We start from the raw sequence: 12,341 nt of genomic DNA on the forward strand, positions 1-12,341 counted from the left end.
TATGGCGAGCAAAAAATACGATATGGTAATAAAAGGCGGGCGGGTCATAGATCCGGCTCTTGGCTTTGGGAAAGATGCCTACGTTTTTATCAAGGACGGCAAGATCAGCAAGATCGCGACGCCCACGGCGGCCGTGGAGAAAGAGATTAAGAGCCTCGACGCCGATCAGATTGTTGACGCCACCGACAAGCTGGTAGTGCCCGGACTGATAGATATCCATGTTCACCTTCGCGAGCCGGGTAGAGAAGCGGCTGAGACAATCGAGTCCGGTTGTCGGGCGGCGGCTGCCGGTGGCTTCACAGCGGTGTGCTGTATGCCGAACACGACACCGTGTATCGACAATCAGGAGACGGTGAAGTTCGTTCAGGATAGGGCCAAGGATGCCGACGCGCGCGTCTATGTCGTGGGAGCCGTGACGAAAAATATCGAAGGGAAAGAGCTTTCGGAGATCGGCGACCTGGTGAAAATCGGCGCGGTGGCTATCAGCGATGACGGCAAGTATCCGCAAAACCCGGAGATAATGCGCCGTGGTCTCGAGTATGCGCGGATGTTCGATATTCCCGTGATGCAGCACGCTGAAGATCAGTATCTCAGCGCCGGGGCGGTGATGAATGAGTCGTATCAATCTACCAGGCTCGGACTGAAGGGTTCGCCGCCGGTGGCGGAAGAGATCGCGGTGCTTCGCGATATAGCCCTCTGCCGGTTCACCGGCGCGCGGCTTCACATACAGCATGTTTCCACCCGTCAGGCGGTGGCGGCCATCAGGGCGGCCAAAAAAGAAGGCGTGAGAGTTACCGCCGAGGCCACGCCGCACCACATGGTGCTCACCGATGACGAGATCGGCAAAGAGTTCAACACCAACCTCAGAGTGAATCCGCCGATAAGGACAGCATCGGACAGAGATGCGGTTATCGAGGGGTTGGTGGATGGTACGATTGACTGTATCGCTTCGGATCACGCCCCGCACCAGGATGAGGACAAGGATTGCGAGTTCGATCTCGCCCCGGCGGGGATGATCGGGCTTGAGACGACGCTTGCTCTCGTTAAGACATACCTGATTGATAAGGGCTATCTAGCCTGGGCCGATGCCATTCGCAAGATGACAGCCAATCCGGCGAGAATCCTGGGGCTGCCGGGAGGAACGCTCGAGGAAGGTTCACCGGCGGATATCACGATAATCGATCCCGATAAGAAGTGGACGGTTAAGGCGGACAAGTTCTTTTCGAAATCGAAGAACTCGCCTTTTATCGGGTGGAAGCTTTCGGGTCAGGCTTATATGACTATTCTGGGCGGGCGGATAGTCTTTAAGCAATAGCGCAGAGAGAAATAGAAAGTAGAGAGGCAGGATCACAGCGATCCTGCCTTTTTGCTTTTGAGCATGTCGCTCAAGCCTTTTGTGACTGTGACCGCTGACGCGGTAGCTCATAGAGAATATTACCTGGCGGGCCATCTTTGCCAACGTAGAGAAATCCGCATTTCTCGAGCAATCTGCATGATGCCACGTTTGCCGGTGTAGTGTGGGCTATGATTTTGTTTACGCGGGGATCGTTGAAGGCGTTTTCGATTAAGGCACGGACTATTTCGGTGGCGAAGCCCTGCTCCCGCCATGCGGGCATAACCGACAGGCCGATTTCAACTTCACCTTGCTCATTCGGGGGGCCAAAGTATCCTGCGGCTCCGACCAGAACCGAACGACGATTGGTGTCACCGCGCCTGACCGCGTACCAGCCATACCATCCGACAACCGTGTGGCCACCTTCTTTGAGTCGGTCGCGGAAGAATTCCTGGGCGCTACGGTCATATTCACCCGGCGGCCAGCCATCAGCGACTTCAGCTCTAAGCAGTGACGCCAGCGATTGGAGAGACTTAAGCTCGGCGAGCACATGTTCCAGCGTGGCCGCTATCAGGTCCAGGCGGTTGGTGGATATCTTTGCGGGGTTAATTGTGGTCATTTGGCCTCATTTATTCAAATTCCGGCATAAAATATCATTGTGTCTGACTTATTCAAAGGGCAATTATCGAGACCCGTTCTGTCGCGCCCGAGCCTGAGAGACGCCTTTTCCTGACAGTCTGAACGATGTGGCACAGAGGGTTAGGCTGTTTTACAGTAATATCGGTTTTTGTGTTTGTTTCTCCCGGGAAGGATCAGAGAGAAAAATTTATCGCCGCAGGCAATAATATTCGTAGGTTTTCGGCGAGGTGTCCGATATACTGAATAGTCAATATTAATTTGAGTTCGGCCTTTATCGCAGTCTTGTAATAATCCACAACTCTCCGTTAAAGCTAAATCTCGAATTGAACGCGCAATCGTGCGCATCATGTATTTTATCTTGAGGCGACTGACCGCACAAAAATGTGGTCTCCTTCAAGATAAGCAATTACGGAGTGTAGGATGAATATCTACATCGGAAACTTGTCGTTCGATACGACAGAAGAACAATTACGCCAGGCCTTTCAGGGTTTTGGCGAAGTCTCAACCGTCAACATCATTAAAGACAAATACAGCGGAGAGCCGAGAGGTTTCGCTTTTGTAGAGATGAACGGCAAGAGTGAAGCGATTGCCGCTATCGCAGGACTGAATGGTCAGGAGTTGAACGGCCGCGCGTTGAATGTCAACGAGGCCAAGCCGCGTACCGATAACGGCGGCAACCGCGGCGGCAACAAATACCGCAAACAGTACTAAAAGTGCTGTGTTGAAACCCGTGTCATCTCTGGCACGGAACTGGTTTCTAAAGAGACCGGCCGATGGTCGGTCTCTTTTTTTTAGTTTCCAAAAGGGGTGTGGCTGGCCCGGTTGGGCCCGGTCTTCGCATCTCAAGCCGGGCGCGTCGCCACGAGCGTCAATAATACGCAATAGACTCACTTCCCGTGCATGAAGCGCATTTCGGCGGCTTTTTCTTTGATTTCCGCAAGGTCGCGCACCATTTCGCTCCATCCATACCATAAGGCGTAATCCGGGTTGGCGTGAAACGTTCCCTGGAAAGCCCGCATACGATGTTTGAGGTGCATTTCGAACAGACGCTGTTCGATCGGTGTCGGGGCGTCGTGGAACGTCAGCAAATCAGGGAAGGGGTAGGCGTAGGACCCGGGTTTGGCGAGTGTTCCATCGGCATAGAGTCCGGCAATGACGCGGATTGCCTCGGCCAAAAGATGATCAATTTCGCGAATCATGTCATCGCCTTTGGAAAGCTCGGCTTTGGCGAAATTCTCAGAATGACAATCACTGCAGACCTTTAGAAGTTTGGCCCGTTCGACATCGAACGACTCCTGTGTCAACCGGGCGACATCAGCCGCTTTTACCACATCAAGCCTTCCCGTAGGATTGCCTTCCATATCGAGCACACCGAGCGCCTGAAGAATTGTGATCTGATCGGCTTTCCACTGTTCGTCCTCGGGGAGCGGCAGGCGTACGGCGAGAAAGCCCCAAGGCGTGCGGACCTCGTGGTTACCTTCGCTCATGTGACAGGTCTGGCAGGTTGGAGCCGCAGCGGTTTCAGGAAGTACCCCGGCTTGTTTGAGAAGGTAGCGGACACCGTGTTTCGACGATGAATACATTTCCCATTGCGGGTGGTCGAAACCCATGTGGCAGGTCTGGCAGGCCTGTGGTTCGCGGGCTTCTTTGACCGAGAAGGTGTGCCTGGTGTGACAGGCATCGCATGAGGCATGGCCAAAGACAGAACCCTGGGCCTTGAGGGCCTGAATTTCTTCGACTGATTTCAGGCCTTGTTTATGGCAGCCGCCGCATCCTTTCATGCCATCGATGAGCGCCATCGGCAGGGCATGGGTGGTTGGCATGGCTTTCATGGCTGCCCATGCCAGCGCATGTTTGCCTTTGGAGAACTGGGTAAATTGTGTGTCGTGACAATTGCCGCAGATTTGCGCCGTGGGGATTTCCACCTTGCTCACATCGTCAGTAGACATGTGACCATCACCGTGGCAGGTCGAACACAGGACATCGTTCTGGCTGTGCTTGCTCAGTTGCCAGTCGATGACGATGTTCGGTGTGATAGTGTTGTGACATTCAACGCAGGTCTGAGACGATACCGACACTGCTGCCAGCAGCACAGCGCCTGCTGTGAAGATAATCCTCAGCATCTTGCATCTCCTCTCCTTAAAGAAATGAATATGCGAACGGTCTGTTTATTTTCGGGGATTGCCCTCTTGACACGAATATGCTTCGGGGATTTGGTTGTGTCAATATATAGATACAATAAACACCCATTTTATCTGCTTATCCTGACTGCAACAGTCGGGTTTTCGAGGCTACCAGTCGCTACTGTGGCGCGAGAGAGGATGGCTGGACTCGATTTTTTCGCTCAATAAGCTCTTATTGGGGAGAATTTTAGCCAAAAAAAGCGGTTGAGTTTTTGGCTATAAAGTATCATCTTATGGCTTAGCTGAACGTCTATTAGGGTAACCGATTCAACCGATTGGCCGATAATGGGTATAATGGAGAGAGGCCGGTCAGCCGAAAAGGCGGCAGTGCCTGCCGAATTCGCAGGGTGAAGCCGATGAGTAGTATGGACCACTGAAGGGAAAGCAATTGTCATCCCCGGAAAAATATAACTTCATTGTTTCCACCATCGTGCCGGCTCTCAACGAGGAGGGCAATATTGATGAGTTGTGCCGTCAGTATGACGAAATGCTGAAGGCCGCGCCGTTTGAGTCGGAGCTGGTGTTTGTCGATGACGGCTCAACCGATGGTACGCTGGACAAGATTAAACAGGCGGCGCAGAGGTATAGCTTTGTCCGCTTTGCCAGTCACCAGCGCAATCGGGGACTAACCGAGGCGCTTCAGACCGGATTTTCGACCGCGCGCGGGGACGTTTTCGTGTTCTACCCGGCAGATCTCCAGTATCGCCCGGAGGATATCCCCCGGTTGGTTCAACCGATAGCTGAGGGGGCAGACCTGAGCACCGGATGGAAGCAGGGGAGATATAAGAAATGGTTTGTTTCGGGCATCTATAACTGGATTTCCCGCAAGATATTCAATCTGAAGGTTCACGACCTGAACGCTGTCAAGGCGTTTCGCAGGGAAGTGGTCAAGCAGATATTTTTGCGCAGAGACTGGCATCGCTATCTTGTCGTGTTGGCGGCGAATGAAGGCTTCCATATCGAAGAGGTCCCGATTACGCTTTATGAACGTCAGTGGGGGACGAGCAAGTTTTCTATCTGGCGGGTTCCGATCGGGGTGCTGGACATGGTGGCGGTGAAATTCCAGATAACTTTCCTTCGCAAGCCGCTTTTGTTTTTCGGATTGATTGGTTCAGCGTGCTTTGTGCTGGGATCCCTGGTCGGGCTGTGGGCGATTTATCTAAAGTACTGGCTGGGCGAGACGCAGCTACCGCTTTTGTACCTGGTAATTTTGCTGGTCGGCCTCGGATTCGGTTTGTTCCTGATGGGATTCATGGCCGAGGGCCAGACGGCTATCAAAGAGGAAGTGGGCGATTTGCGACGGAAACTTCAAAAACTCACTGAAAACAAACAGAACACATCGAAATAAATCTTCGGTAACATTGACGAGCCGGAACGGAGCGATTGTTGGCAAAGAAAAATAGACCCTCCATAGACCAGTCGAAACCCACGCGAAAATCATTCGATCTTGAATCATGGCCGTACCTGACGCCGGCGGCGTTTGGTGTCATGTTGATCGGGATGCTGATTCTGTTCGGGGAGTTCATCTTTTCCGACAGGATGTTATTCGGCTCGGACACAATAACGGCTGGCGTATTCTTCAGGCACTTCTATGTCGATTACGTTCATCAGTTCGGCTCGATACCGCAGTGGAATCCATATATTTTCTGTGGTATGCCGTTCGTTGACGCTTTTCATGGTGATATTTTCTATCCGCTCTCCGTGCTGAAGTTTTTCGGGAATTTCTACCGGATGCTGGGGATGAATCTGGTGATACATATATTCCTGTCCGGTATTTTTATGTATTTAACGGCCCGGCAATTCAAGCTCTCGAAGATGCCATCGCTGTTATCCGCCGCCTGTTATATGTTCGCGCCGCTATTGGTGTCGTGGGTCGCGCCGGGGCACGACGGCAAAATTTTCGTCACCACCCTGTTTCCGCTGGTTATACTGTTTCTTGACAGGGGACTTCGCAGCGAAAGATTCCTTCAGGCTTTGTTCAACTTTTCTCTGATGGGGTTGGTGATTGGTTTTATTATCCTGTCGCCACATGCGCAGATGTCATACTTCATGCTCTGGGCGGCGGCATTGTACACTCTGTTCCGACTTGTCATAACCTATACCGAAACAAAGAATATTTTCAAGCTTGTCAGGCCGGGAACGCTGGCGTTGTACGCGGTGGTCATTGGCCTTCTGATATCGGCGATTCAGTTTTATCCGGGATATATTTATACGACAGAATATTCGCCTCGCTCCGGCGAGAAGAGTGGATGGGAGTGGGCGACTACCTGGTCGATGCATGAAGAAGAAGCGTTCTCGCAACTTATTCCTGAATTTGTCGGCACAAGTTCCCACAGTGTTGAGACCTACTACTGGGGCAAGAACGCTTTCAAGGATAATTCCGAATCGGTGGGAGTCATAACGATATTCCTGGCCCTATTAGGGTTGTCCTATTACCGCCGAAAGGAGGCGTACTTTTTCGGCGCGCTGGGATTATTCGCCCTGATTTATGCTGTCGGGGATACGACCCCGATGTTCAAGCTGTTTTACACGGTGATTCCCAACGTGAAGTCGCTCCGTGCACCAGCCATGATTATGTTTCTGTTTTCATTTTCGGCTGCCCTTCTTGCCGGAATGGGCGCGCAGGCGATATCTGAGCGGAGAAACTCAAAAGAACACAAGGCGTGGCCGAGGTTTAATTATCTGCTGTTCGGTCTGCCGGTATTCATGCTCGCACTCGCGCTGGCTTTCAGCGCGAACGGTAAGGGGATGATTGACGTCTGGTGCTCGCTTTTCTACAGCGAGGCTCCGATGATAGAAGTTCAGAAGAATGTGAGTAAACTCAGCCTGGCTTACATGAATCTTCCGGCCATTCAATCGGGGGCATGGTGGGCGTTTCTGATGACATCCGCCGCTGCGTTGTTCGTGTGGTTTTATCGTGCCGAGAAGGCCGGAGCGTGGGTGTTGTCGCTTCTGGTGCTGCTTCCGGCGGCCGACGGCGTGCGGTTTGGCAGTCGGTTCGTCGACACGGTTGATCCGGCGCAAATCTGGTCGCCCAATCCGGTGACAGAGTTTTTTGCCGCAAGGGAAGGGCAGTATCGAGTTTTGAATCTCACGTCGAGGGCGATACCCGATGATTTCCTTCCGTTTTTCGGTACGGAAGTGGTGGTTGGCTACCACGGCAACCAGCTTCGGTGGTACGACGAGCTGCTCGGCGGGATGAGAAAAAGTAACTTGGGCAATCCGAGCTTTTTGAATCTCGTAGGTGCGAAATATATCCTCTGGATGGGTCAGGACAGTCTACCCGAAAATTATTTCGGTGACAAACCGATCACCGTAGCGGCGCAGTTTGGGCAGCTTAAAATTATTGAGAATGACAACGCTTTTCCAAGGGTATACTTGGCGGACCAATACCGTGTGTTTGACAGTACTTCGCAAATAATAGAGAGCGTGATGACGAGGGCGGATGATTTGAGGCGCGTGGTGTACCTCGAACAAGAGCCTTCCATATCAATCGCACTCGACTCAACGGCGAGTGACTCGGCGTGGATTGTCGGTTACGGGATCGATTCGGTTTCAGTGGGCGTTAATACCAGCGCCAACAAGATTCTCGTGATGACGGACAACTATTATCACTCGTGGCATCCGTATGTGGATGGTCAGCCGGCGGAGCTGCTTCGCTCTTACGGCAGTTTCCGCGCGGTGGCTGTGCCCGCCGGCGCGAAGCAGGTGCTGTTTAAATATTCATCCGAAAGATACCGCACCGGCAAGCTGGCGACCGGTGCGACAACTCTGTGGGTGCTATTGGTAGTGGCTTTTTACTTTTACAGATCCAGGTCAAAGAGCGCAGAAGAAAGGACAAGTTAAGCATCTATGTCTCACCAGCGTGCGTTAATCATATTCCCGACTTACAACGAGCGCGACAATATCGAAAAAATTGTCCACGCCGTATTGCCGCTGGATCCGCGTATTCACGTGTTGATTGTGGATGATAATTCTCCCGATGGTACCGGGGATATCGCGGACAGGCTGGCGAAAGAAGAATCAAAGGTATTCGTGCTGCACCGTCAGAATAAAGAAGGTCTCGGGAAGGCTTACATTGCCGGATTTAAGTGGGCTATTGAACAGAAATTCGATTTTATCTTCGAAATGGACGCTGACTTTTCACACGGCCCTGAGTATATCAGAGATTTCCTGCGGGAGATTCAACGCTACGATCTCGTGCTTGGTTCGCGGTATATATCCGGGGTTAACGTGATTAACTGGCCCATGTCACGGCTGCTTTTATCATATTTTGCCAACATGTACTCGCGTTTCGTTACGGGATTGCCGGTGAGAGACGCCACCGGCGGGTACAAGTGTTTCCGTCGCGAGGTACTGGAGGCTATCGATCTCGATAAAGTGCACGCGTCGGGATATTCATTCCAGATTGAGATGTCGATGCGGGCCTGGAAGAAGGGATTCAAGATTCACGAAATCCCGATCATCTTTGTCGATCGTGTAGCCGGGGCGTCGAAGATGTCAAAAAAGATAATGCGTGAAGCGATCTGGATGGTGTGGTGGCTTAGAATCAAGTCAATTTTCGGAAAGCTGAACTAGCAGGCCTTGTCACAAGTAAGTCATAAGACAATATCGGTTATCATCGTCACCCACAACTCCTGTCCGGCCCTGAGTTTTAGCCTGACCGCCTTAAAACGCGGGATGGCTGAGATTCCGTCCGAGTTAATCGTTGTGGACAATGATTCACACGATGATTCCGTTGAAATTGTCCGCGAAATATTTCCTGAGGCGCGCGTTCTCGAAAACGACACAAACGCCGGTTTCGCGCGGGCCTGTAATCAGGGAGCAAAAGTGGCAGTGGGGGATTATCTTCTGTTTCACAATCCAGATCTTGAGATTGACTCTCCCGCTATTACGGAAATGCTGGGGGTATTTGCGGCACGAGAGCAGGTCGGAGCGGTAGCGGGGAGGATGCGTTTCCCTGACGGTAGCTTCCAGCCCACCTGTCGCAATTTCCCGACCTGGCAAAATGTCATTTTTTCCCGGGGATCGGCCTTTTCCCGGTTATTTGGCGAAACGCGTGGTTATACTCTCGATGATTTTTCGCAAGTGACCGAAGTGCCGTCGGTGGCGGGCACGCTTATGATGGTCGAGCGGGAGCTGTTTTTGTCTCTCGGTGGGTTCGATGAACGTTTCTTTCTGTATATGGAAGACACCGATCTTTGTCTGCGATTAAACCGCGGCGGCTATCGTAATTACTTTGTTCCGGAGGCGGGCGGTGTGCACCTGTGGGGAAAAGGCAGCGATGAGGGTAATTTCAGACGGCGCTGGCATCACCACCTGTCGGTCTGGAAATATTTCATTAAACATTTCCCCAACGGGTTTTCGTTGTTTATCTTGCCCGTTGTTCTGAGTGCTAATTTTATCCTGACATCGCTGATCTCCGGGTCAGAGGGTCAAAGCAGAGAGTGAGCTGTGCCGGTTTTTCCGCTTTTGGTCGCCGTTGTCGTAAGTTTTGTTGCCAGCTTTGTGGTGGTTCCCCAGGTTATTCGAATAGGGCATAAATACAACCTGCTCGACCTTCCCGGGCAGCACAAGCGCCACACGAAACCCACCCCTATCCTTGGAGGGGTGGCTCTGTTTGTTTCCACCTGGATCACGGTTGCGGTCAGCTATCTCGCGTTTTCTGATCTGTACTCTGAGTTGTCGGGTTCGATTCTTTACATATTTCTCGGCGCTCTTCTGATATTACTGGTTGGCCTGTCGGATGACTTGAGACCGCTTTCGGCCTGGACCAAACTTGCTGCACAGGTGGCGGCGGCGCTGCTTTTGTACCTCGGCGGGTTGAAGGTCGAATTTCTGTCTATCCCGTTCAGGTCGGTGGATATTGGCTCTTTTTCGATCGTAATAACGGTTTTGTGGGTGGTTGTCCTGACCAACGCTATCAACCTGATAGATGGTCTTGATGGTTTGGCGGCGGGGGTGTCTTTGATTGGTGCTTTGTATCTGGTGGCCATAGGCCAGTTATACCAGGTCGGCGCGGTGTTGGTTTTCATACTGGTGCTGGTAGGTTTTTTGAGTTTGTTCTTGTACTACAATTACTACCCCGCAAAAATCTTTTTGGGTGATTGCGGTTCACAACAATTGGGTTTTTATTTCGCCGTTTTTTCCCTGGCGGTGCCGTTAAAGTCTTTCACGGCAACGGCTTTGTATGTGCCATTGCTGGCTTTGGGGGTGCCGCTCATGGAGATGCTTTCGTCGATGGTCAGGCGATCTATCCGTGGTAAGAACATTATGCAAGCCGACCGGCGTCACCTGTTTCATTACCTGTCGAGGATGGGGTTTTCGCGCCCCCAGGTGGTTATCACATTCTATTTGCTGGCAGTGATTTACGGGCTGTTCGCGCTGGCCATGTTCTATGGCAACCGCCTGATAGTCTTCGGGTTTTTGGTTCTTTTTATGGTTGTAATTTTCGTGGTATTCTTTATCTTATTAACCAAATTTTCTCCGCGCAAAAGGCTAAATGGGCGCAGAGATGAAACCTGAGGGATTGACACGGGTCACGGTTTTTTATGGATGAACGAACATTCCTGGATTTCGAGCGACCGATAGTCGAACTTGAAAAGAAAATCTCCGACATGAAGGATTTTTCTGTTGGGGAGGATATAGAACTCAGCGGCGAGATTACCTCGATGGAGCGCAAGCTCGCCAAGCTTCGCCAGGAAATCTACTCCGGCCTGACCCGATGGCAGAAAGTCCAGCTCTCCCGCCACCCCAAGCGTCCCTATACCCTTGATTATATCAGAATGATCAGTCGAGATTTTATTGAACTCCACGGTGATCGCTACTATGCCGATGATAAGGCCATGGTGGGCGGGTTTGCCTACATTGATGACCAGCCGGTAATGTTTGTCGGTCAACAGAAGGGACGCGATACGAAGGAGAAGCTATACCGCAATTTTGGCATGGCTCACCCCGAGGGCTATCGCAAAGCGCTCCGTCTTTTCAAACTGGCCGAGAAATTTAACGTGCCGATCATTGTTCTCGTGGACACACCGGGCGCGTTCCCCGGCATCGGTGCGGAAGAGCGCGGGCAGGCCGAGGCTATCGCCCGCAACATACGGGAGATGTCGCGTCTGACCGTTCCGATCGTGATCGTGATTATCGGCGAGGGAGCTTCCGGTGGCGCGCTGGGTATCGGGGTTGGGGACCGTGTATTGATGATGGAGTACGCCTGGTATTCCGTGATATCGCCGGAAGGCTGTGCGGCTATTCTGTGGCGTGACCGGGCGAAGGCTCAAGAAGCTGCCGAAGCGCTCAAGGTTACCTCGGACGACCTGGTGGATCTCGGCATAATCGATGAAGTGATCAGCGAGCCGGCCAGTGGGGCTCACAACAACCCCAAAGAGGCGGCCGCGACTGTCAAAGAGAGAATTCTGGTGAACCTCCGGGAGCTTATGGCCAAGACGACCGAGGATCTTCTGTCCGAACGTATCGCCAAGTACCGTCGGATGGGCGAGTTCACGGAGTAAGAGAGAAAATATAATGGCATTATCCGATAATTTTTTGGACAAGCTGGTGTGCCCGTCTTGCAAGAGCAAGCTGGCTTATGACGCGCAGAATAATAAATTGGTGTGTCATCAGTGCAGTCTGGCTTACCGGGTGGTGAATGATGTTCCGGTGATGCTGATCGATGAGGCAGAGAAACTACAAAAATAGAAGGTTGCGAAATTGAAATTATCAAAATTCTGTGACGAGAGTCTTGTTGTTTTCAATCTGAAAGCTACCGATAAAGCCGGCATCATCCAGGAACTGGTTGATCTGGTTTCAAATTCCAATATGATAAAGGACGCCGAGCAGTTGCTAAAGGATGTAGTCGATCGCGAGAATCTGGTGACGACCGGCGTCGGGTACGGGGTAGCTTTTCCGCATGCCAAGACGAGAGCGGTGAAGGGAATCGTGATTGCGTTTGGTCGCAGTATCAAAGGCGTCGATTTTGACGCGATGGACCACAAGCCGGTGCATTTGTTTTTCCTGATTGCCGCTCCTGAAGACGCCATAGGCGCGCATCTGAACGTGATGGCCCGTCTGTCGTATCTGATGAAATCCGAGAAGAATCGTCAGAAGCTGATGGAAGCGTCGTCGCCGGGGGATGTCCTCGCGCTGATGGATAACGTTGACTGATCGCTCAAGAGGGCAAGGACGCC

The 12,341-nt window shown here is 52.0% G+C and carries 12 protein-coding genes; 10 read left to right on the forward strand and 2 right to left on the reverse strand.

The features are described from left to right. Position 1 precedes the first annotated feature (1 nt). A complete protein-coding gene (locus tag AB1483_11760; protein MEW6413125.1) occupies positions 2-1,315 on the forward strand; it encodes a dihydroorotase in 1,314 nt (437 codons plus the stop codon). Between the two features lie 70 nt (positions 1,316-1,385). Here AB1483_11760 and AB1483_11765 read toward each other — a convergent pair whose 3' ends face one another. Next, on the reverse strand, positions 1,386-1,952 hold the full coding sequence (locus AB1483_11765) for a GNAT family N-acetyltransferase (protein MEW6413126.1): 567 nt from the start codon (positions 1,950-1,952) through the stop codon (positions 1,386-1,388). Between the two features lie 440 nt (positions 1,953-2,392). Between AB1483_11765 and AB1483_11770 the strand changes: the two genes are divergently transcribed. Then, a complete protein-coding gene (locus AB1483_11770) occupies positions 2,393-2,683 on the forward strand; it encodes an RNA-binding protein (GenBank protein ID MEW6413127.1) in 291 nt (96 codons plus the stop codon). 176 nt (positions 2,684-2,859) lie between these two features. On the opposite strand, the gene AB1483_11775 is transcribed toward AB1483_11770, so the two are convergent. Beyond that, positions 2,860-4,095, reverse strand: coding sequence for a multiheme c-type cytochrome (locus AB1483_11775; protein ID MEW6413128.1), 1,236 nt, complete (start codon positions 4,093-4,095; stop codon positions 2,860-2,862). A 448-nt stretch (positions 4,096-4,543) separates the two neighbouring features. Between AB1483_11775 and AB1483_11780 the strand changes: the two genes are divergently transcribed. From AB1483_11780 to AB1483_11815, 8 genes are read left to right on the forward strand one after another with little or no spacing between them, the layout of a single operon-like run. Continuing rightward, positions 4,544-5,503: a glycosyltransferase family 2 protein gene (locus tag AB1483_11780; protein MEW6413129.1), complete on the forward strand. Its 960-nt coding sequence runs from the start codon at positions 4,544-4,546 to the stop codon at positions 5,501-5,503. A 38-nt stretch (positions 5,504-5,541) separates the two neighbouring features. Further along, the gene (locus AB1483_11785; GenBank protein MEW6413130.1) at positions 5,542-8,001 is read left to right on the forward strand and encodes a hypothetical protein; all 2,460 of its coding nucleotides are present in this window, start codon (positions 5,542-5,544) and stop codon (positions 7,999-8,001) included. 6 nt (positions 8,002-8,007) lie between these two features. Next, the gene (locus AB1483_11790) at positions 8,008-8,733 is read left to right on the forward strand and encodes a polyprenol monophosphomannose synthase (protein ID MEW6413131.1); all 726 of its coding nucleotides are present in this window, start codon (positions 8,008-8,010) and stop codon (positions 8,731-8,733) included. Positions 8,734-8,739: 6 nt separating this feature from the next. Further along, the gene (locus tag AB1483_11795) at positions 8,740-9,606 is read left to right on the forward strand and encodes a glycosyltransferase family 2 protein (protein ID MEW6413132.1); all 867 of its coding nucleotides are present in this window, start codon (positions 8,740-8,742) and stop codon (positions 9,604-9,606) included. A 3-nt stretch (positions 9,607-9,609) separates the two neighbouring features. Then, positions 9,610-10,680, forward strand: a complete 1,071-nt coding sequence (locus tag AB1483_11800) for an MraY family glycosyltransferase (protein ID MEW6413133.1) — start codon at positions 9,610-9,612, stop codon at positions 10,678-10,680. 26 nt (positions 10,681-10,706) lie between these two features. After that, complete coding sequence (locus AB1483_11805) at positions 10,707-11,666, forward strand: acetyl-CoA carboxylase carboxyltransferase subunit alpha (protein MEW6413134.1); 960 nt, start codon at positions 10,707-10,709, stop codon at positions 11,664-11,666. Positions 11,667-11,679: 13 nt separating this feature from the next. Beyond that, positions 11,680-11,853 carry a Trm112 family protein gene (locus AB1483_11810; protein ID MEW6413135.1) on the forward strand — a complete coding sequence of 58 codons (174 nt, stop codon included), beginning with the start codon at positions 11,680-11,682 and terminating at the stop codon, positions 11,851-11,853. A gap of 12 nt (positions 11,854-11,865) precedes the next feature. Continuing rightward, positions 11,866-12,318, forward strand: a complete 453-nt coding sequence (locus AB1483_11815) for a PTS sugar transporter subunit IIA (GenBank protein MEW6413136.1) — start codon at positions 11,866-11,868, stop codon at positions 12,316-12,318. Positions 12,319-12,341: the final 23 nt, after the last annotated feature.

The sequence above is a fragment of the Candidatus Zixiibacteriota bacterium genome (assembly GCA_040756055.1).
Classification (GTDB): domain Bacteria; phylum Zixibacteria; class MSB-5A5; order GN15; family FEB-12.

Bases quoted from the DNA above. Each gene is read 5' to 3' on its own strand.
- AB1483_11790 (MEW6413131.1), top strand. From the start codon at position 8,008: ATGTCTCACCAGCGTGCGTTAATCATATTCCCGACTTACAACGAGCGC.
- AB1483_11810 (MEW6413135.1), top strand. From the start codon at position 11,680: ATGGCATTATCCGATAATTTTTTGGACAAGCTGGTGTGCCCGTCTTGC.
- AB1483_11775 (MEW6413128.1), bottom strand. From the start codon at position 4,095: ATGCTGAGGATTATCTTCACAGCAGGCGCTGTGCTGCTGGCAGCAGTG.
- AB1483_11760 (MEW6413125.1), top strand. From the start codon at position 2: ATGGCGAGCAAAAAATACGATATGGTAATAAAAGGCGGGCGGGTCATA.
- AB1483_11765 (MEW6413126.1), bottom strand. From the start codon at position 1,952: ATGACCACAATTAACCCCGCAAAGATATCCACCAACCGCCTGGACCTG.
- AB1483_11805 (MEW6413134.1), top strand. From the start codon at position 10,707: ATGGATGAACGAACATTCCTGGATTTCGAGCGACCGATAGTCGAACTT.
- AB1483_11770 (MEW6413127.1), top strand. From the start codon at position 2,393: ATGAATATCTACATCGGAAACTTGTCGTTCGATACGACAGAAGAACAA.